This is a genomic window from Rhodoferax sp. GW822-FHT02D07 (assembly GCF_058802405.1).
Window position 1 is genome coordinate 164,829 of sequence record NZ_JBXAOD010000006.1, and the last position, 19,068, is coordinate 183,896.

General features: G+C 65.0%; 17 protein-coding genes. 8 read left to right on the plus strand and 9 right to left on the minus strand.

Features of this window, described 5'->3' with window-relative positions:
* The first annotated feature begins 59 nt into the window (after positions 1 to 59).
* The 3 genes from AC1RNN_RS14775 to AC1RNN_RS14785 are packed head-to-tail and all read left to right on the plus strand — an operon-like array spanning position 60 to position 1,786.
* The gene (locus AC1RNN_RS14775; protein WP_493089895.1) at positions 60 to 731 is read left to right on the plus strand and encodes a CsgG/HfaB family protein; all 672 of its coding nucleotides are present in this window, start codon (positions 60 to 62) and stop codon (positions 729 to 731) included.
* 20 nt (positions 732 to 751) lie between these two features.
* Positions 752 to 1,108: a DUF4810 domain-containing protein gene (locus AC1RNN_RS14780; protein ID WP_493089894.1), complete on the plus strand. Its 357-nt coding sequence runs from the start codon at positions 752 to 754 to the stop codon at positions 1,106 to 1,108.
* 12 nt (positions 1,109 to 1,120) lie between these two features.
* Complete coding sequence (locus AC1RNN_RS14785) at positions 1,121 to 1,786, plus strand: DUF799 domain-containing protein (RefSeq protein ID WP_493089893.1); 666 nt, start codon at positions 1,121 to 1,123, stop codon at positions 1,784 to 1,786.
* A gap of 12 nt (positions 1,787 to 1,798) precedes the next feature.
* On the opposite strand, the gene AC1RNN_RS14790 is transcribed toward AC1RNN_RS14785, so the two are convergent.
* Both AC1RNN_RS14790 and mutL read right to left on the minus strand, forming a co-directional pair.
* Positions 1,799 to 2,536, minus strand: coding sequence for a DNA alkylation repair protein (locus AC1RNN_RS14790; RefSeq protein ID WP_493089892.1), 738 nt, complete (start codon positions 2,534 to 2,536; stop codon positions 1,799 to 1,801).
* Positions 2,536 to 4,548, minus strand: coding sequence for a DNA mismatch repair endonuclease MutL (gene mutL / locus AC1RNN_RS14795; RefSeq protein WP_493089891.1), 2,013 nt, complete (start codon positions 4,546 to 4,548; stop codon positions 2,536 to 2,538). The genes AC1RNN_RS14790 and mutL overlap by 1 nt, the downstream gene beginning before the upstream one ends.
* Before the next feature lie 134 nt (positions 4,549 to 4,682).
* Here mutL and AC1RNN_RS14800 point away from each other — a divergent pair, with 134 nt between their 5' ends.
* A complete protein-coding gene (locus AC1RNN_RS14800) occupies positions 4,683 to 5,141 on the plus strand; it encodes a hypothetical protein (protein ID WP_493089890.1) in 459 nt (152 codons plus the stop codon).
* Positions 5,142 to 5,359: 218 nt separating this feature from the next.
* Positions 5,360 to 8,299: a putative bifunctional diguanylate cyclase/phosphodiesterase gene (locus tag AC1RNN_RS14805; RefSeq protein ID WP_493089889.1), complete on the plus strand. Its 2,940-nt coding sequence runs from the start codon at positions 5,360 to 5,362 to the stop codon at positions 8,297 to 8,299.
* Between the two features lie 22 nt (positions 8,300 to 8,321).
* Here AC1RNN_RS14805 and AC1RNN_RS14810 read toward each other — a convergent pair whose 3' ends face one another.
* Positions 8,322 to 9,101 carry an N-acyl amino acid synthase FeeM domain-containing protein gene (locus AC1RNN_RS14810; RefSeq protein ID WP_493089888.1) on the minus strand — a complete coding sequence of 260 codons (780 nt, stop codon included), beginning with the start codon at positions 9,099 to 9,101 and terminating at the stop codon, positions 8,322 to 8,324.
* A 176-nt stretch (positions 9,102 to 9,277) separates the two neighbouring features.
* Here AC1RNN_RS14810 and AC1RNN_RS14815 point away from each other — a divergent pair, with 176 nt between their 5' ends.
* The gene (locus tag AC1RNN_RS14815; RefSeq protein ID WP_493089887.1) at positions 9,278 to 9,928 is read left to right on the plus strand and encodes a VTT domain-containing protein; all 651 of its coding nucleotides are present in this window, start codon (positions 9,278 to 9,280) and stop codon (positions 9,926 to 9,928) included.
* Here AC1RNN_RS14815 and AC1RNN_RS14820 read toward each other — a convergent pair.
* The 3 genes from AC1RNN_RS14820 to tsaE are packed head-to-tail and all read right to left on the minus strand — an operon-like array spanning position 9,925 to position 14,588.
* On the minus strand, positions 9,925 to 12,690 hold the full coding sequence (locus tag AC1RNN_RS14820; RefSeq protein ID WP_493089886.1) for a site-2 protease family protein: 2,766 nt from the start codon (positions 12,688 to 12,690) through the stop codon (positions 9,925 to 9,927). The two genes, AC1RNN_RS14815 and AC1RNN_RS14820, sit on opposite strands and share 4 nt — an antisense overlap.
* Before the next feature lie 3 nt (positions 12,691 to 12,693).
* Positions 12,694 to 14,085 carry an N-acetylmuramoyl-L-alanine amidase gene (locus AC1RNN_RS14825; RefSeq protein ID WP_493089885.1) on the minus strand — a complete coding sequence of 464 codons (1,392 nt, stop codon included), beginning with the start codon at positions 14,083 to 14,085 and terminating at the stop codon, positions 12,694 to 12,696.
* Entirely contained in the window at positions 14,082 to 14,588 is a 507-nt protein-coding gene (gene tsaE, locus AC1RNN_RS14830; protein WP_493089884.1) for a tRNA (adenosine(37)-N6)-threonylcarbamoyltransferase complex ATPase subunit type 1 TsaE, read from the minus strand. The genes AC1RNN_RS14825 and tsaE overlap by 4 nt, the downstream gene beginning before the upstream one ends.
* Between tsaE and queG the strand changes: the two genes are divergently transcribed.
* Positions 14,568 to 15,698 carry a tRNA epoxyqueuosine(34) reductase QueG gene (gene queG / locus AC1RNN_RS14835; RefSeq protein WP_493089883.1) on the plus strand — a complete coding sequence of 377 codons (1,131 nt, stop codon included), beginning with the start codon at positions 14,568 to 14,570 and terminating at the stop codon, positions 15,696 to 15,698. The genes tsaE and queG overlap by 21 nt on opposite strands.
* Here queG and AC1RNN_RS14840 read toward each other — a convergent pair.
* Both AC1RNN_RS14840 and AC1RNN_RS14845 read right to left on the minus strand, forming a co-directional pair.
* Complete coding sequence (locus AC1RNN_RS14840) at positions 15,691 to 16,701, minus strand: MBL fold metallo-hydrolase (protein ID WP_493089882.1); 1,011 nt, start codon at positions 16,699 to 16,701, stop codon at positions 15,691 to 15,693. The genes queG and AC1RNN_RS14840 overlap by 8 nt on opposite strands.
* Positions 16,702 to 16,716: 15 nt before the next feature.
* Positions 16,717 to 16,848, minus strand: a complete 132-nt coding sequence (locus tag AC1RNN_RS14845) for a hypothetical protein (RefSeq protein WP_493089881.1) — start codon at positions 16,846 to 16,848, stop codon at positions 16,717 to 16,719.
* 242 nt (positions 16,849 to 17,090) lie between these two features.
* On the opposite strand from AC1RNN_RS14845, the gene AC1RNN_RS14850 reads away from it, so the two are divergent.
* Positions 17,091 to 18,101 carry a M14 family zinc carboxypeptidase gene (locus AC1RNN_RS14850; RefSeq protein WP_493089880.1) on the plus strand — a complete coding sequence of 337 codons (1,011 nt, stop codon included), beginning with the start codon at positions 17,091 to 17,093 and terminating at the stop codon, positions 18,099 to 18,101.
* 12 nt (positions 18,102 to 18,113) lie between these two features.
* Here AC1RNN_RS14850 and AC1RNN_RS14855 read toward each other — a convergent pair whose 3' ends face one another.
* Positions 18,114 to 19,025, minus strand: a complete 912-nt coding sequence (locus tag AC1RNN_RS14855) for an AEC family transporter (protein WP_493089879.1) — start codon at positions 19,023 to 19,025, stop codon at positions 18,114 to 18,116.
* Between the last annotated feature and the right edge of the window lie 43 nt (positions 19,026 to 19,068).

Sequence of the window (19,068 nt, forward strand, 5' to 3'; positions counted from 1 at the left end):
GTTATGGCTTTTTGTGGGCTTTGTCATCAGGCCTTTTCAATCAAGGGAGTGAAACGTTAATGAAAACGGTGAAGTATTTGCCGGTGGCTTTGGCCGTCCTGGCAACACTGAGCGCTTGTGTGCAGGAAGGATCCCGCACCCTACCGATTCAGAAGGTGGAATCTGCCGGACAGAGCTATAGCGGCAAGCGCACGCCTGTATCGGTTGGCAAGTTTGATAACCGCTCGTCCTTTATGCGGGGGGTGTTCTCGGACAATGTGGACCGCCTGGGCAGTCAGGCGCAGACCATTCTGGTGACCCATCTGCAGCAGAGTAATCGCTTCAGCGTGCTGGATCGCACCAATATGAGTGAGATCAAGGAAGAGGCTGCCCTGAAGAAGCAGGCGCAGACCCTCAAGGGCGCTGACTACGTGGTGACAGGTGATGTGACAGAGTTTGGACGCAAGGAAGTGGGCGACAAGCAGCTGTTTGGCATTCTGGGACGCGGCAGAACCCAGATCGCGTATGCCAAGGTCAACCTCAACATCGTCAATACCTTGACATCGGAAGTCGTGTTCTCGTCTCAAGGCGGTGGTGAATACAGCCTGTCCGAGCGGGAGGTCATCGGCTTTGGCGGTGCTTCCGGATATGACTCCACGCTGAACGGCAAGGTGCTGGAACTGGCTATTCGTGATGCGGTGAACAACCTTGTGTCGGGCATCGACAGTGGCGCATGGCGCCCCAATCCCTGATTCACTTTTCTTTCAAAAATATGACTATTCGACTGATGTCGGTCGCCGCGGCGGCCACGCTGGCGTTCGCCCTGGCGGGCTGCGCTACCAAGCCCAACACCATCTACCAATGGCAGGGTTACCAAGCCAATGTGGATCAGTACTTCCGTGCTGACAACCTGAGTCTCGATGCACAGGTACAGGCGATGGAAGTTGATCTGCAGAAGATCCGCGTGGGCGGTGGTGCGGTTCCACCTGGCTACCACGCTCACTTGGGCTTGCTGTATGGCAAGCAAGGCAAGGCAGACCAATTCGTGGCGCAAATGCAGACAGAGAAAAAACTGTTTCCCGAGTCGGAAACCTATGTCGACTTCTTGCTGCGTAACTTCAAAAAATAACAGGGAACCCTTATGCAATGGAAACTATCTGCCCGCGTGTTGGCTGCAGCCTGCGCTGCCCTGGTGATGACTGGCTGTGCGACCGCTCCGCCCTTTGACTATGCCGCCTACAAAGCGAGCCGTCCGCGCTCCATCCTGGTGCTGCCCCCGCTGAACAGCACACCAGAGGTCTATGCGCCCTACAGCGTCTTGTCACAAGCGACGTTCCCTCTGGCGGAGTCCGGCTACTACGTGCTGCCGGTGTCTTTGGTAACGGAGACTTTCCGTGAAAACGGAATGAGCCAGCCCGCAGAAATGCACGGTGCTTCCACCGACAAGCTGCGCCAGATTTTTGGTGCGGACGCGGCTCTCTATGTCAGCATCAGCAAGTACGGTACTGCCTTCCAGGTGGTTAACAGCGTGACGGTGGTCACAGCGGATGCGAAGCTGGTTGATTTGAAGACGGGCCAGCAGCTGTGGAAAGGATCTGCCTCTGCCTCCAGCGAAGAGGGGCAGAACAACCAGCAGCAGGGTGGTTTGGCGGGCTTGTTGATCGCGGCTATCGTCAAGCAGGTACTCGCAAGCACAACGGATCAGAGCCACAAGATTGCTGGAATGACAGCCAATCGCCTGATGTCGGCAGGGCAGAAGAATGGCCTGCTGTATGGTCCCCGCTCGCCGAACTACGGCAAGGACTGAGCGAGACCCGGCTCAACCGCCCGAGAAGTCACCCTTTAGCATCGCACTGCGCTGCGCAGGCGTGAACTTCTCGATCGCGTAGCGCAGGGTGGTGCGGGGCAGGGCGCTGTAGTGGGTTTGCAGGAATGCGAGCAGGCGCGCTTCGTCGCGCTTGCCGAGTTCGCGCAGCATCCAGCCGCAGGCCTTGTGCATGAGGTCGTGCGGGTCGTTCAGCAGCTGGGCGTAGAGCTTCAATGCGTCGTCCTGGTCGCCCGTGCGGATAAAGGCGAAGGTGGTCAGCACGGCGATGCGGCGGTCCCACAGTACGTCCGAGCGGGCCAGCTCCCATATCACGCTGCGGTCGCGTTGGAGCAGGTAGGGGCCGCTGATGTAGGGCGCGGAGCCGTCCACCAGGTTCCAGTTGTTGATGCGGTGGCGGTATGCCATGAAGCATTCGTACACGGCGGTCTGCACATCGGCCTTGCCCTTGGTGAAGCGCCGCACCAGGATGTCCAGCGCCAGCACCCGCACCTCGTTGTAGGGCGATTGCAGCAGGGCGGCGCAATCATCGAGGGTGAGGGTGTTGAACTGGCGCGCGGTCTCGCGGATGACCGGCACGCGGATGCCGAGAAACAGGTCACCCTCGCCGTACTGGCCGGGACCGCTCATGAAGTAGCGTGCTGCCGTCTTGGCTTTGCCGGCATCGGCCAGCGCGAACAAGGCATCTTCGGCCGCGCGGGCCTCGGGGCTTAGGCCTGGCGCGCGCTGCATCAGCGGCCGCGCAGGAAGAGCGCGTCCAGCTCTTTGAGCGTGAGCTGGCGCCAGGTGGGGCGGCCGTGGTTGCACTGGTCGCTGCGCTCGGTGGCTTCCATGTCGCGTAGCAGGGCGTTCATTTCTTCAATCGTGAGCTTGCGGTTGGCGCGCACGGCGCCGTGGCAGGCCATGGTGCCCAGAATTTCGTTTTGCGCGCGCTGGATGACGGTGCTGGCGTCGTGTTGCGCCAGTTCGGCCAGCACACTGCGCGCCAGTTCCACGGCGTCACCCTGTGCCAGCGTGGTGGGCACGGCGCGCACGGCCAGGGTTTTGGGCGAGAAGGGGCTGATTTCCAGGCCCAGGGTGTTGAGGGTGGCCACATGCGCCTCGGCCGTGGCCACTTCGTCGGGCGTGGCGGCGAAGGTGGCGGGGATGAGCAAGGGCTGGCTGGCCAGCGGGTGCACGCTGCCGTCGGGGGCGGTGAGGCTGATCTGCGTTTTGAGCCGTTCGTAGACGATGCGTTCGTGGGCGGCGTGCATGTCGACGATGACCAGGCCCTGGCTGTTTTCGGCCAGGATGTAAACGCCTTGCAGTTGGGCAATCGCTCGGCCCAGGGGCCACGCCTGCTCGTTGGCGTTCTGGGTGGCAAGGCGGGATGGCTGAGCGTTTTGCTCCGTGTCCTCCGCCCGCTGCGCGGGCTCCCCCTTTACCTGCGCAAAACGCTCAGCCATCCCGCCTTCTGGCGTGCTGGCATTGCGTTGCCACAGGAGGCTGATGTCGCTGACGCGGTGACCTACCACGCCTGTATCTGCTTCAAATTTGATAGCTGGTTGCGCACTATACATGGGGGCTACAGGTGCTTTGGGTGCATAAGCTCCCGGCGCAGGCAGAGCGTTGGTGTCGCCGCCAGTACCAAACAGGCTGGGCGCTTGCGCCTGGCCGGCCACTGCGCCGGTTGCCGTGGCGGCACGCGGTGCTGCCAGGGTGTCTTCTACCGCGTGGCGCACGGCCTGGTGGACTTCGCGGCTGTCGCGGAAGCGCACTTCGATCTTGGTGGGGTGCACGTTCACGTCCACGCGCGTGGGGTCCATCGCGACATACAGCGCGTAGACCGGCTGGCGGTTGCCGTGCAGAACGTCTTCATAGGCGCTGCGTGCGGCGTGGGTGACGACCTTGTCACGGACAAAACGGCCGTTGACGTAGCAGAACTGCTGGTCGGCGCGCGAGCGGGCGGCGTCAGGCACGCCAGCGCGGCCCCAGACGCGCAGGGCGGGCTGGCCGTATTCGTTGGCCTGGCTGCTGTGCCAGTCCACGCGCACGCTCTGCGCCAGAAACTCGGGGCCCAGCACGTCGCTCAGGCGCTGGTCCAGCGCGGCCAGCGGGTCGGCGTGCTCGCACCGGCGCCACTGTTCTACCAGCTTGCCTTCGTGCCAGATGGCAAAGCCCACATCAGGTCGGGCCAGCGCGTGGCGGCGCACGGCTTCTATGCAGTGGGCCAGCTCGGTGGCGTCGGTCTTGAGGAATTTGCGGCGTGCGGGGGTGCTGTAGAACAGCTCTTTTACCTCCACCGTGGTGCCCTGGCTGCGCGCCACGGGCTTGAGTTCACCCGTGCGGCCATCCAGCAGGTAGGCATCATTCAGGCCGCTAGCCCTCGACAAGATTGCGCAATCAGCTATGGAATTGATAGCGGCCAGCGCTTCACCGCGAAAGCCCATGGTGGCAACGCTCTCCAAGTCGTGCAGGTTGCCAATCTTGCTGGTGGCGTGGCGTTTGAAAGCGATGGGCAGTTCGTCGCGCAGGATGCCCTGGCCGTCGTCTTCCACACTGATGAGACGCACGCCGCCGGCCAGCAGCCGCACGGTGACCTGGCTGGCGCCCGCGTCCATGGCGTTGTCCACCAGCTCGCGCACCACGCTGGCCGGGCGTTCCACCACCTCACCGGCCGCAATCTGGCTGATGAGTTCGTCCGGGAGTTCGCGGATGGGGCGGCGAGGTGCTGCGGCGAGGGAGGGGGGCAGGGGGGCGTTCACCGGGCCATTTTATGGGGGTGGTGTTTCCCACGCCCAAGGGACGGAAAAACGGCGCTTTTCGGGCTTTATTTTGCGGCTGGCTGGTTTGCGCCCTTGCCACACTATGGCAACGCCCATCCTTTACGGGGCCCGTCATGCAAGTCAACCGCCTCAACCTCGTTTTCCCTCCCGGCAGTGCCAATCCCGCAGGCACGGCTGCAGCATCGTCCGATGCCTTGCAGGCCGATCCCGGAAAGGCGCAGGCTGCGGCAACCAGGGTTGCGGCCGCCAGCACCCCCGCACCGCTGGAGCCTGCGGCACCCGCCGCGCCTGTGGCCAGCGGCGTCAAGCTGGAACTGGGCAGCGCGCAAAAGGCGGCCGCCAGCGGCGTTTACACCCGCGATGGCACCTTAGCCGGACGCAGCGCTGCGACAGCAGACCAGACCCCGGCCGAGCATTTCGTGGCGTCGGCGGTCAACATCCTGCGGGATTTCGACGCCAGCACGATGGCGATAGGCGCCACGCCCGCCGCCGACAAGGCTTCACCCGCATTGCCCACCAGCCGCTTTGGCAGCCTGCGCCAGGCCATGGGCAAGCTCAACGTCTTCGCCTGATTTCCCCCTGAGTCTCTTCTGGCCCCCGCTGCCGGGCGGCCTGTGCATGGTTTTTTCGCCGCGCTCGCGAGGCCAATGCGCGTTCATCTGGCTCTGACCCCAATTTGGGCTTCTTTCTCATGGCATAGTAGAAGTCGCGCTTGGAAGCGCTTCCTATTCCCACCCTCGATTGCGGGCGATGTGTCCGTAGCTGATATCCAGAAGCATTAAAAAAACGTATGGCTGGAAAAGTTGTTGGACCGTTGTTGGAGCGTTTCACCACCTGGGTATTTCCAGCCGTGCTGGTGGCGCTGGTCGGTCTCACCCTGCTGTGGCAGCTGGGGCACATGGATGCGACCCGCGGGCGCCCGGTGGCCCTGCATGTGTGGGAAGAGACCGAGCCAGTGGACACCACCGTGTTGGCCCCCGTGCTGGAACGTCTGCAGGCTGCGCCGCCGCAGCTTTCGATCGAGACCCGGTTATCCCGCAACCCTTTTTGGTTCTACTTGCATGTACCCGGTGCCGTGGCAGCACCGGCGATGGACCTGGACTTCCCTTCGCGCCATGCGGCCTCGCTGGCCTGCTGGAATGCGCAGACCGGCCAGTCCCTGGGCGAAATCAACCGCGAAGGCAGCACCGGTGTGCTGCGCCCCAGCCGGGCCGGTTTCTCCCTGCCATTGCCTGCCGGCCTGATCGATACCACCCTGGTCTGTCGCGCAACCTACCGGGGCCCGGCCAAGATTGCCGTGGAACTGTGGGAGCCCAAGGCGCTGGCCCAGGCGCAGCTGATTCACCAAAAGACTGGCGTGATGCTGGAGGCGGGCATCGGCGTGCTGGCCATCTTCATGCTGCTCACCGCCATGGTCAACCGCAGCGCGCTGTACTGGACGTTTGCCGGCTGGCTGCTGCTCAACATGCGCATGGCGGGCCTCTCAGCCGGCACCGACACACTGCTGCTGGGTTATCCGATTGCGCCGGAATGGGTGCTTTGGGCCCGGCAATGGACGCTTTGCACCTACTACGCGATGACGATAGGCCTGTTCAGCGCCTTGTTCAAGCACGAGCTCCAGGAAGTGCGTGCAGGATGGCCGTTGACGCTGCACCAGCTCAGCGCGGTGGCCATCATCCTGGCCTGTCCCTTCCTTGCGTACGAGCGGACGCTGCCCATGCTGTGGGTGGCCACTTTCTCGGTGGTGGCACTCATGCTGTTCTACCTCACCAACATCCTGCGTCATACCCATTCGCGCGTGGCGGCCTGGTACGCCGCGTCCATCGGGATCACCCTGGTGGCCAGCATGAACGAAGTGGTGGCAGCGGCCACCGGGCAGCGTTTGCTGCTGGGCGGGCTTAACAGTGTGACGGCGGCCATCGCCTCGGCGCTGCTGGCGTCTGCTGCCGTGGCAGAGCATATGCGCTCGCACCGATTGCAGACCCAGCGCGCCCAGAAGATGCTGGAAGCCGCCTATCTGGACTCGCCCGTGGGCCTGTTCACGCTGGACCGCAGCCACCGCATCATCAAGGCCAACCCGGCCTTCCACACCATGGTGCGGCGCCCGGCCTCTGCGGAAGTGCTGGGTTTGCAAGAGCTGTTTGGTGACGAGGTGGTGCAGCAGGTGCAGGGCTTGCACAACGTGCGGCGCAGTACCTCGATCGACCTGCAGACCCAGACGCTGTTGCCGCGCTCCGGCGGGCCGAGCTGGTTCTCCATCAAGGCCTCCACGGTGGATGGCAGCGTGGTGGAGTGTTCGCTGCAGGACATTACCGAGCGCGTGCAGGCCACCCAGCGCCTGGAGTACCTGGCCAGCCACGATCCGCTTACCGGTTGCCTGAACCTGCGCGGCCTGGCCCACGAGACTGACAAGGCCGGCGTCCAACCCACGGCCCTGGCCTACTTTGACCTGGACCGATTCAAGCTCATCAACGACCTGTATGGCCACAACGCCGGCGACACCGTGCTCAAGCAGGTGGCCGAGCGCATGGGCAGCGTGCTGCAGCGCCAGGACATGCTGGCCCGCGTGGGCGGTGACGAGTTCGTGATCGTGTTCTCGCGCGCCAGCATGTTGGAGAGCGAAGCCTGCTGCAACAGCATTGCCATGCTGATTGGCTCCGCCCCTTTCCAGATCGAGAACCAGAGCTTCTCGCTGGACGTGTCGGGCGGGCTGGTCAGCATGGAGCAGTTTGGCCAGTCGCCGCTCAAGGACATCGTCTCCGCGGCCGACACGCTGTGCCGCATGGCCAAGAAGCGCAGCAATCAGCGCCTCATGGTGATGGAGTCCAACGACCGTTTCTTCCAGCAGCACCAGGACGAGCTGGACCTGATCAACTGCTTCGAGCGCGGCGAGACGCCGCAAGGCCTGTTTCTGGTGATGCAGCCCGAGCTGTCGCTGAGCCGGCCCTTTGACTCGCTGAATTTCGAAATTTTGGTGCGCCTGCGCAAGCCCGATGGCAGCGTCGTCGGCGCGGTCACCATCATCGAAGCCGCCGAAGCCCACGGAAAGACCGCCATCATCGACCGCTGGGTGGTCACCACCGCCATTGACTGGCTGGAACGCAATGCCCAGAGCCTGCGCAACACGCACTTTGTCGGCATCAACCTCTCGGGCGGCTCGCTCAACGACGAGTCCTTCACGGCCGAGCTGTTTGCCCTGTTCGAGCAGCACCCGCAGGCGCTCTCCAAGATCTGCATCGAGATCACCGAAACCGTGGCCATTACCGACATGCGCAACATGCAGCGCTTCATCGACCGCCTGCGCACCATGGGTGCCAAGGTGGGGCTGGACGACTTTGGCGCAGGCTACTCGTCCTTTGGCTACCTCAAGGACCTGTCGGTGGATGCGCTCAAGCTTGATGGCTCGCTGGTGCGCGACGCCGCGCGCAGCCAGTCCGGCATGGCCATCATCGCCGCCATTGGCGGGCTGGTGAACAGCCTGGGCATGAAATCAGTGGGGGAGTTTGCAGAAGACCTGCTCACCATCCGTGCGCTGGTGGATGCCGGTATCGACTATGCCCAGGGGTATGGCATCAGCAAGCCGGTGGACCCCTCACGCATTCTGGCGGCCCGCAGCGGGGCTGATTTCATCGAGGACCTGGAAATCCTGGAGTTTGTGAAGCAGCTGCAGGCCAATGCGGACGCCACCATGCCGCTGTTCCCGGAAGTCCCGCAAGGTCCTCTGCATTAGAGGGAACCTGCTGCGGGAAGGGTCATAGTGCCATAGCGGCAGACGGAGCCCAATGCACCTCGGGTGCGGGCAGGGGCAGGCCGTCCTCCTGTGCGCTCAATGGTGCCTCGGGTTCCGGGCACAGCCAGGGCTTGGAAATCGGCTTGGCGCGGCTGAGGTCAATGTCCGGGTGCTGTGTGGCGAAGAAGAAATCGTGCAGGTTGTGCCGCGCGGCGTGCCACAGCGGTTGCACGGCCTGGGGCGCCAGGTACATCACGCGGTGCGGCACGCCACCGGTGAAAGCCATGGGGTAGAACACGCCGGGGTCGCCCACGTCGGAGAAATACAGGCTGTCGTAAATGCGGTCCACCGGGCGGCGACCTGTGGCCAGCATCCAGTCCACATTCTGTTGCAGGCAATAGCTGTGCAGGGCCTTGAACAGGGCGCTTCGCACCAGCGAGGAGTTGGGGTTGCCCTTGACGCACAGGCGGGTGGTTTCCACCATGCGGCTGCCATGGAAGCGCTGGGGCAGTTTGAGCGAATGCTGCAGCGGAATCGGCTTGACGAAGTTGGCGTGCGTACGCAGCGTGCCCAGTACGGTGCCGTCGAGTTTGGAGGTGGCGACGAAGACTTCGCAGCCTGGCTCGAAGTCGGTAGGTTCGGCTTCGCGCAGCTTGGCGCCCAGGTCGGGGAGGTGCTTGCCATAGGATGCAGCGCGCAGCTGGATGACTCCGTCCATTTGCTCCATGGACGCGATCTCGACGCGGAAAGGCAATTGCTCGACGCGAGACACCGAACCCGGAATGCTAGCTGCTGGAACCATGACAACCTCCCTTCAAGTTACGTTGTTGAAAGATTCAGTCTAGGGTTAGTCCTAGGCGCTAGTGGTGGAATTAAGCGGTGTTTTCCCCGCCTTTTCATGCACCTGCCATCCCGCATTTCGCTAGTGCATCTCCCGGCCGCTCCAGGGGCAAATGGCCATGGGGATAATTGGCGCCCATGGAACTCATTACCCAGCTCATCGATTTCATCCTGCATGTGGACCGCTACCTGGAGCTGTTCGTGCAGCACTACGGCACCTGGGTCTATGCCCTGCTGTTCCTTATCGTGTTTGTGGAAACCGGCGTGGTGGTGATGCCCTTCCTGCCGGGCGACTCGTTGCTATTCGTGGTGGGCGCCATGTGCGGCGTGGGGCTCATGAGCTTTCCGCTGGCAGTGGGGGTGCTGCTGGTGGCTGCGGTGCTGGGTGACCAGTGCAACTACTCGATAGGTCGCTACTTCGGCCCCAAGGTGTTCCAGTGGGAGCAGTCGCGTTTCTTCAACAAGGCGGCCTTTGACAAGGCCCACACCTTCTACGAGACCTACGGCGGCTTCACCATCATCGCTGCGCGTTTCATGCCCTTCCTGCGCACCTTTGTGCCTTTTGTGGGTGGCGTTGCGCAGATGAACCGTGCCAAATTCACGCTCTTCAATGTGGTGGGCGCCGCGCTATGGGTGGTGGGTATTTGTACGGCTGGCTATTTCCTCGGTAGCTTCCCTTGGGTCAAGACCCATCTGGACAAGATCATCTGGGGAATGATCCTGGTGCCGGGCATGTTTGTGCTCTTCGGCGCCTGGAAGGCGCGCCGCGCCGGTAGCGTGGCGACCTAAGACGCTGCCGGGCAGATGCCCAGCGATTGCAGCAGGTGCAAACGTGTCTGTGCCTGTTGCGCGCGCCAAAGCCGGCCCTGCGCCAGGCTGAATTGCTGGCAGCGCATGCTGGCCGGTGCGGTGGCCTTGGCCAACTGTTCCTCGATGCCCTTGTGGGCCTGCGCGAGCAAGGCCTGATCTTTCAAAGCCTGCGCTACCAGGGCCTGGTCGATTTCCAGCGCCAGTGAACGGCTGACAGCCGTGTTGGCGTGGGCCGCCTGGTAGCGCCGCCACTCGTCACCCAGGGTGTCCGTGTCCTGCGCCAGCAAGGCGCTCCAGACCAGAACCTCGCGCAGCTGTTGTTCCGGGTAGAGCCAGCTCACTGTGGCAGGCTGGGGCAGGGGTGCGAGTGCCTGTAGCGCCAGGGCGCGGGCTTCGCGCGGACGGCTGTGGCCCAGCAGGTACCAGGCGTAGTCGGTTTGGTACTGGGTGCGTGCGAGGCGCTGGTGTAGCGCTCCGCGCGATTTGTCGTGCGCAGCGGGCACCGGTGCACCGTCGATGCGTTGCTGCAGTTGGGCCTGTGCTGCGTCGGGCTGCTGGTGTTGGTCCAGCGCCTGGGCCAGCACCAGGCGGGTGTAGGCCAGGTGTTCCTGCGCAAAGCTGTCTGTGCGGTCTGCAGTTCTAAGCTCCAGCGCGCGCTGCAGCAAGGCTACGCGGCCTGCAGGGTGGGCCTCACGGTAGGACAGCTGCTCCAGCGCGCGCGCCACGTAGGCAATTTCCATCCCTTGGGGGTGGGGCAGGTCCTGCACGATGCGCTGCAATGCGTCGGCGCTCTCGCGCTCGGAGTCGCTGCTGTCGGCCAAACCTTCCAGCACGGCAATGCGCGTGAGGTCGCGCGCGGGCAGGGGCTGGGCCAGTGCCCACGCGGCCTGGAAGTGCTTTTGGGCCGCCTCCAGGTTGTCTTCTTCCAATGCCTGTTGCCCCGCACCCAGCAGGGTCTGCAGGCGTGCCTGGGGCGTGAGCTCGGCGCTGCGCGCGAGCTGGGCCTGCCAGTCCACGGGCGGGGTGAGGTTGGCGCGTTGCGGTTCGGCGTCCACCACATCGTCGGGCAGGGCCTGGCGGATGTTCGATGCCACTTGCAAGGCGTTGCGCGGCACCAGCACCACACCCACCACCAGCGGCGCCAGCAGGCAGGCCAGGTAGATGCCCAGGCCCAGCGCGCTCTGGCGCAGGCCGGCCTTGCGGCTCTGCAGCTCGGGCAGCAGGGCAGTGGCGGCGGCCGCGCGCTGGCTGAAGGGCCAGTGGTGAAAGCGGGGCGCCTGCAGGGCCGTAAAAATCTGCGTCAGTGCTGCGGACGGGGCCAGTGCTGCATCGCCCGGCCGGGCCAGCGCGCGGCTGAGCTGCATGGTGCGCCACTGCGTGGGCAGGCCGATGGCGATGAGCACGCAGACGATTTGCAGAACGGTGTCCTGCAGCCAGATGGCGGCGGCCAGCAGAGCGGCAAAGCACAGCAGCGCAAAGCCAAAACGGGCTCGCGGCAGCCGCGCAAACAGAAAAATGTCCAGCACGCGCCCGCCATCGAGCGGCGTGAGCGGCAACAGGTTGAGGTAGTTGATGAACAGGGACAGCCAGACCCAGGTCATGGCCCAGCCCGGCAGGCTGGTGCCAAAGTGCTGGGCAAGCCCGTAGGCCGCCATGGCCGCCAGCAGGCCCGGCATGGGGCCAGCCAGATAGACCAAGAGCTTCTCCATGGGCGAGGCATCGGCTTTCTCTCCGGTGGCCAGGCCGCCCAGGCCGGGCAGGAAGTAGATGGCCAGTTGGCGGTGGCCCGTGAGCCGCATGGCGAGGTAGTGGCCGCCCTCGTGCACAGCCACGACCACCAGCAGCGCCAGCACAAAGTCCCAGGAGCCCCAGAGCAGGCCCACGCCCAGGAAAGCCAGCGCGGTCAGCAGCGTCCAGCGCCAGCGCTGCCAGGGCGTGGCGGCGTTGGCTTGTTTGAGTTGCTGTTGCTGGCGGTAAGCGTCCATTTCTGCCAGTGCCGTGCCAGTGGCCGCTGGCTGTGGTGCGGATGGGGCGGGCGCCGGCAGCCTGCCGGCGCGCCAGTTGCCCCGCAGCAGTGCCCAGGCCTGTATCAGCGCCCGGCTCCAGGGCAGTTGCAGACCGGCCGCGGTGCGCTGCAGCTGCCCGGTGTCGCAGAGGTCGTCGATGAAGGTGGCGTGGCTTTCCCGGGCCCTGCGGATCGCGTACTCCGGCGCGGTGCAGGTGGTCCGGCCTGCGGCGGCCACGCGCTGGGCATGGCGCAGGCCGGCGTCCTTCCAGTCGGGCAGGTAGTCGTCAAAGTAGTGCCAGTGGCTGGCACGCACCGGGAGTTGCTGTAGCTCGGCGTTGAGCGTGATCCACTGGCTGCCATCTTCCCAGAAGCTCATCCATCGCACGGCAAAAGGCGTGCGCGGCGAGGGGGTGCTGGAGCGCGTGACCGAGGCATAGCAGCTGCCGCTGCTGTGGCGGTACAGGTCGGAGTAGATGGGCTGTGGCTGGGGCGTGACCAAGGGCGGCTCGCTGCGCATGCTGCACAGGTAGCTGTAGCCCATGGCCTGCAGGTCGGCGGTCGCCAGGTCCAGCAGGGCGCGCGCTTCGGGCGGCATGGTCTCGCGCGGGAGTTGCGCGTAGTCGCTGGTCTTCCAGCGCAGGCGGCGCAGTTGCCGCGCCACCCCGAGGAGCATGAGTGCCAACAGGAGCAGCAGCCCTGCCAGCACCACTCCCAGGATGTTGAGCAGCAGCACGGGCTAGAGGCTGCGGTTGCGCGCCAGCGGCGGGTTCTTGGCGAAGTAGGCCAGGATGCCGCGCATCAGCGCGTCGGCCAGCTGGTTCTGGTAGTCCTCGCTGTTGAGCTTGGACTCTTCCTTGGGGTTGCTGATGAAGGCCGCCTCCACCAGCACGCTGGGGATGTCGGGCGCTTTGAGCACGGCAAACGATGCCTGCTCCACCTTGGGCTTGTGCAACTTGCCCACGCGCTTGATCTCGCCCAGCAGGTTGCTGCCCAGCTTGAGGCTGTCGTTGATCTGGGCGGTGGTGCTCATGTCCAGCAGCGCGCGCTGCACGGTGGCGTCCTTGGCCTTGACGTTCAGGCCCCCAATCAAATCCGCCTTGTTTTCCTTGGCCGCCATCCAGCGCGCGGCGCTGCTGGAGGCACCACCCTGGCTCAGCGCGAACACGCTGGCACCCTGTGGGTCGGGGGTGAAGAAGGCGTCGGCATGCAGGCTCACAAACAGGTCGGCCTGCACCCGGCGCGCCTTCTGCACGCGCGTGCCCAGGGGCACAAAGAAATCGGCATCGCGCGTGAGGTAGGCGCGCATGGCGCTGCCGTTCACCGTCGTGTTGTTGATGCGCTCACGCAGCAGGTGGGCCAGCTTGAGCACCACGTCTTTTTCCTTGGTGCCGGCCGGGCCGATGGCGCCGGGGTCCTCGCCACCATGGCCAGGGTCCAGCGCAATGATGATGAGGCGCTCGGTGGTGGGGGTTGCATCGGATGCTGCCGCAGGTTTATTGCCATTTTGGCCTGTAACCCCCGTGGAATCTGCGCGAGTAGCTCCTGTTTTAGGAGCGGCTGCATTTGCCGCGGCCGCCGGGGCGGAAGCCGGGCGCTGGGTATGCTGGGCAATCAGCGCATCCAGCGGATCAGCCGGGGCCTTGCTGGCGGCGGCTGCGGGCTTGGGCGCGGCGTCTTTCAGGCGCTCTGCAATCAGGCCTTCCAGCGGGTCCACCTCGTCCACCGGGTAAAGGTCGAACACCAGCCGGTGCTGGTAGGCCGCCACGGGCGCGAGTGAGAAGACCTGGGGGCGGATGGGGTGCTTGAGGTCCACCACCAGCCGCACCACCGTGGGCGTGAACTGGCCCACGCGGATGCCGGCGATGTTGGGGTCGTCGGCCTTGACCTTGGCCACCAGTTCCTTGAGCGCGGGGTTGAGCGCAATGCCCTCGATGTCCACCGCCAGGCGCGGCGGGCTGGGTACGAAGATCTGCTTGGCGGACAGGGCCGCGTCGGATTCGATGGTGACGCGCGAGTACTCGGCCGCGGGCCACACGCGCACCGTCATGATGGTGGCGCCGCGCGCCAGGTGGGCGGCGCCCAGCGTCAGCACCACGCTGCCGGCTTGCAGCAGGGAACGGCGCTTCACGCAGCTGTCTCCGGCAGGCCCCGCAGCAGGGCCTGGCCTGTGGCGGTGTGCGCGTGCAGGGTGACCTGGCGGCGGTTGTCGTCCAAGGTGCGGATGTGCAGGTCTACATCGGCCACCGGCAGCATGCTGGCCGCCTTTTCGGGCCACTCTGCCAGTTTGAGGCCGGGGCTGGCGAAGATGTCACGGAATCCTGCTTCCTCCCACTCGCGCGGGTCGTTGAAGCGGTAGAAGTCAAAGTGCCAGATGTTGAGCGCGTCCAGCTCGTAGGGTTCCACCACGGCGTAGGTGGGGCTCTTGATGCGGCCCGTCACGCCCAGTGCCTGCAGCAGGTGGCGTACCAGCGTGGTCTTGCCGGCGCCCAGGTCACCATGCAGGGCCACAAAGGTGTTGGCCAGCGCGGGCTGGCTGGCCCAGTGCCGGGCAAAGGTTTGGGTGGCGGCTTCGTCGGGCCAGACCAGGGTGGCGCTTTCTACAATGGGGTGGTGACGATCAACAGCGTGCAAGACAAGGCTCAATTCAGTGGCGACCAACTGGTGGCACAGGTGCGGGCCTGGGCCCGGGAACTTGGATTCTCCCAAATTGGCGTGGCCGGTGTCGATTTGTCGTCCGCCGAGGCCGGTTTATTGGCCTGGTTGTCGCACGGTTTCCACGGTGAGATGGCTTACATGGCCCAGCACGGCCTCAAACGCGCCCGCCCGGCCGAGCTGGTGCCCGGCACAGTGAGCGTGATCACCGCACGCATGGACTACCTGCCCCAGGCCACCGAAGCCGGCTGGCAGGACGCCGAACTGGCGCGTTTGCAGCGCCCCGGCGAGGGCATTGTGTCGGTCTACGCGCGGGGGCGGGACTACCACAAGGTCTTGCGCAACCGCCTGCAAAAGCTGGCGGATCGGCTGTCGGCGCACATGGGCCCCATGGGCTACCGCGTGTTCACCGATTCGGCCCCGGTGCTGGAGGCCGAGTTGGCTTCGCGCAGCGGCCAGGGCTGGCGCGGCAAGCACACGCTGTTGCTCAACCGCGAGGCCGGCTCCATGTTCTTTCTGGGCGAGATTTATGTGGACGTGTCCTTGCCTGCCAGCGCGCCTGTGGAGGCGCGCTGCGGAAGCTGCAGCGCCTGCATCAGCGCCTGCCCCACGCAGGCCATCATCGCGCCGTACCGGCTGGATGCGCGGCGCTGCATCTCCTACCTGACCATCGAACATGCGGGCCCCATTCCGCTGGAGATGCGCCCGCTGCTGGGCAACCGCATCTACGGCTGCGACGATTGCCAGCTGGTGTGCCCCTGGAACAAATTTGCCCAGCGCAGCAGCCTGCCGGACTTCGACGCCCGTGAAGGTCTGGCTGGCGAGCAACTGGCCACGCTGCTGGATTGGACCGAAGACACCTTCCTGAAGCACACCGAAGGCAGCCCGATCCGCCGCATTGGCCACGCGCGCTGGCTGCGCAATGTGGCGGTGGCCTTGGGCAACGCCCTGCAAGGGACGGGCTTGACTGCAGCCCAGCGCGTTACTGTGGTTCAGTCGCTGCAACGCCGTGCGGGCCACCCAGACCCGCAGGTGCAGGAGCACGTGCAATGGGCCTTGCAGCAGGCCAGGCCCGCGTCACCTACCTGAGCGGCGGCAGACCCGCAAACACATCCATGGGTTGCCATTCCAGCGGCAGCCGGAGATCCACCTTGTCCGCAGCGGCCTGCTTTTGCAGAAAGGCCATGGACGCCTCAAAGTCGTCCAGCGGCTTGGGCATGGGCTGCATGGGCAGGGTGGAGGGAATCCAGAAGTCGTCCCAGTGGATGGGGATGACACGCCGCGCGCCCACGGTGGCCACGGTCTCCTGCCAGTAGGTGGTCTTGTGCTCCAGACTGCGCGGTCCCATGGCACCGATGCCCAGCAGGACCACGTCTGCTTTCACGCCCTGCAGCGCGCCGGGCACGAAGCCCGCCGTGCTGGTGATGAGCAGGCTGCGCCCGTCGTGGGTGATGTGGGCCACATAGCTCTGGCCTTCCTTGTACTCCGTGGCGCGTACGGGCGGCTTTAGCGGTGCCGTGATCTCGCCGCCAGTAAAGCCGGTAGGCGTGTGCAATGCAGGGTACAGCGTGACGGTGAAGCGCCCGAAGGTGTAGGGCTTGCGCAGCTCGGCCGTACGGATCTGCGCCTCGGGCAGGCCCCAGCCGCGGCCCACCATGGCGGTGGAGCTGGAGCCCAGCAGCAGCGCCCCCGTGCGCTTGGCCACTTCGGGCGCGTCCATGGCGTGGTCGTAATGGGAATGCAGGGGAATCACGGAGGCCAGTTTGCCGGTGCGGGCCGGAATGCCAGCGCGCTGGAGTCCGGCCGCGATACCGGGTACATCGGGCTCCACCTGGCGCAGGAATGTGGTAATGCGGTCGGGTCGGGAAAAGAAGCCGTCCGTCAGCAGCGCGGTTTCACCATCGTCCAGCAGCACGGTGGCCACGCCCAGAAAGCTCACGCACAAGGGCGTCTGCGGGGCCGGCGGCGTGGGCCAGCGCAGGGCATCCAGGCCCTGCAGGCCCGGAGGATGGTGCAGCAGCCAGGCCAGCACGGCGGCTGCCAGTGCCAGCAAAAAAACCACCGCCAGGGCAGCGCGCTTGAGAAATCGCATGCGCCCAGTGTAGGGTCAGCGGCGGCGTTTGGGCGTGTGGCTGCGTTGCAGGGCCAGCAGCTCACCCACACCCTGAACCAGGGCCAGGGTTACGGCGAGCCAGGGCAGAAAGGGGCGGCGCTTGGGCATGGCGGGAGGGCGGTGCATCAGAGTTCGATGAGGGCGACTGGCTCCAGCCAGTTCTCTTCAAAGAGTTCATCGAGCAAACGTTGCAGTCCGAGCAGCTTGAGGATCATGGTGGTCTCCAGGCGGGTTGCAGATGCAGGGACTCTAGGTGCCGAATGTGACGCTTTGATGGCACTGTGGCGCCCCGGCATCAGGGGGCACAAAGACGCTGCGCCAACGGTGTCAGACCACTATGCTGGCGCCTGTTCTGGAGCCTGACCACCTTGTCCCAACGCGCACTTGATGCCCTGACCGAACTGGAGCGGATCCTGCAGCTGGCCGGCGACCGGGTGCAGACCCGCGTGGTGTGCCAGGTGGACTGCCGGGGCACCATGCTGCCGGTGTATGCCATTGCCCTGGGTAACCCAGACCCGCAGGTACCTGCGATCGGCTTCTTCGGCGGCGTGCACGGCCTGGAACGCATTGGCGCCGAGGTGGTGCTGGCCTACCTCAACAGCATCGTCATGCGCCTGAACTGGGACCACACCTTGCAACGCCAGCTCGAATCCCTGCGCATGGTGTTCATGCCGCTGGTGAACCCGGGCGGTATGTTGCTGGGCACGCGCGCCAATCCGCGGGGGGTAGACCTGATGCGCAATGCGCCGTTGGACGCGCTGGAGCCGGTGCCCGCCCTGGTTGGAGGCCAGCGCCTGAGCGCACGCCTTCCCTGGTACCGTGGCCGTGCTGATGAACCCATGGAGGAGGAAAGTCGCGCCGTGTGTGAGGTGGTGGCACAGGAGCTGCTGCCGCGTGCCTTCAGCATGTCGGTGGACTGCCATTCGGGCTTTGGCGTGCAGGACCGGTTGTGGTTTCCGTTTGCCCACACGCGGCAGGCCTTGCACCATCTGGCTGAGATGTATGCCCTGCAGCGCATCTTCCGCCAGACCTACAACCACCATCCCTATGTGTTCGAGCCGCAAAGCCTGCAGTACCTCACGCATGGCGATCTCTGGGACCATCTTTACCTGGAGTCGCGCGCCGTGTCCGGGCGTACGTTTCTGCCGCTGACGCTGGAAATGGGGTCCTGGCTGTGGATCAAGAAGAACCCGCGCCAGCTCTTCAGCCGCCATGGCATCTTTAACCCCCTGATCGGCCACCGGCAGGAGCGTGTGTTGCGCCGCCATCTGTGGATGCTGGACTTCCTCACGCGGGCTGCTTGCAGCGCCGTATCCTGGGTGCCGCAGGACAGCGAGCGCCATGCGCTGCACGCCGAGGCACTGCAGCATTGGTACTGAAACGGTGTTGGTCTACAGGTAGCGCAGCACACCCAGTGCAAAGGGCAGGCTGACCACGCCCAGCAGGGTGGAGAGGGTCACCAGTGCTGCGACGTAGGTTCCGTCATAGCCCATGCGGGCGGCCAGCACATAGCAGCTCGACGCCGTAGGCAAGGCCGAGAAGGCCAACAGCATCGTGGTCTGCGTGGGGTTGAGCCCGATGAGTAGCGCCACCCCCATTGCCGCCACGGGCGTCAACAGGTGGCGGATGGCCAGTACGGCCACTGCCAGCGTCTTGCCACGCGCCAGCGCGCCCAATTGCATGCCGGCGCCGGCCGACATCAGACCCAGTGCCAGAGACGCCGCGCCCAGGCGGGTGACCGTGGGCTCCGCCCAGACCGGGAGGCTGAAGCCCATGAGGTTTGCAACCAGCCCCGATGCGGTGGCGACGATCAGCGGGTTGCGGATCAGCTCACGCCCGAAGCCCCGTTGGGCGTGCCGGGCCATGGGCCAGACGGCAGCCACATTGAACAGGGGGACGCACACGCCGATCAGCACAGCGATGAGCTGCAGGCCCTGAGGGCCAGCCAGGCGGTCGGCAATGGCCAAGCCGATGAACGAGTTGAAGCGAAAGGCAATCTGGGCGCTGGAGGCATGGTCGCGCGCATCGATGTGGCGGCCCAGACAGGGCAGGCGGGGTAGGGCGTAGGCCATGGCAATAGCAATCAGGCCGGTGAGCCAGCCCGCGCCCATGAGGCTGGAGGCGGCGCCCAGATCCAGCGGGCTCTTCACAATGGAGTGGAACAGCAGTACCGGGAATAGAAAGTAGTACACCAGTGACTCGACCTGCTCCCAGACAGACCGGTTCAGCGCGGTGTAGCGGCAAACCAGGTAGCCAAGCAGAATCAGAGAAAAGTCGGGGAAAAGAAGTTGGGCGTAGTTCACCCAGGAAGGATAGCAGCCGCTCAGGCCAGCTCCGGGTTTCTAC

Excerpts from the sequence above, each read along its gene's own strand:
- AC1RNN_RS14775 (WP_493089895.1), top strand. The coding sequence starts at position 60 with ATGAAAACGGTGAAGTATTTGCCGGTGGCTTTGGCCGTCCTGGCAACA.
- AC1RNN_RS14780 (WP_493089894.1), top strand. The coding sequence starts at position 752 with ATGACTATTCGACTGATGTCGGTCGCCGCGGCGGCCACGCTGGCGTTC.
- AC1RNN_RS14785 (WP_493089893.1), top strand. The coding sequence starts at position 1,121 with ATGCAATGGAAACTATCTGCCCGCGTGTTGGCTGCAGCCTGCGCTGCC.
- AC1RNN_RS14790 (WP_493089892.1), bottom strand. The coding sequence starts at position 2,536 with ATGCAGCGCGCGCCAGGCCTAAGCCCCGAGGCCCGCGCGGCCGAAGAT.
- AC1RNN_RS14800 (WP_493089890.1), top strand. The coding sequence starts at position 4,683 with ATGCAAGTCAACCGCCTCAACCTCGTTTTCCCTCCCGGCAGTGCCAAT.
- AC1RNN_RS14805 (WP_493089889.1), top strand. The coding sequence starts at position 5,360 with ATGGCTGGAAAAGTTGTTGGACCGTTGTTGGAGCGTTTCACCACCTGG.
- AC1RNN_RS14810 (WP_493089888.1), bottom strand. The coding sequence starts at position 9,101 with ATGGTTCCAGCAGCTAGCATTCCGGGTTCGGTGTCTCGCGTCGAGCAA.
- AC1RNN_RS14815 (WP_493089887.1), top strand. The coding sequence starts at position 9,278 with ATGGAACTCATTACCCAGCTCATCGATTTCATCCTGCATGTGGACCGC.
- AC1RNN_RS14840 (WP_493089882.1), bottom strand. The coding sequence starts at position 16,701 with ATGCGATTTCTCAAGCGCGCTGCCCTGGCGGTGGTTTTTTTGCTGGCA.
- AC1RNN_RS14845 (WP_493089881.1), bottom strand. The coding sequence starts at position 16,848 with ATGCACCGCCCTCCCGCCATGCCCAAGCGCCGCCCCTTTCTGCCCTGG.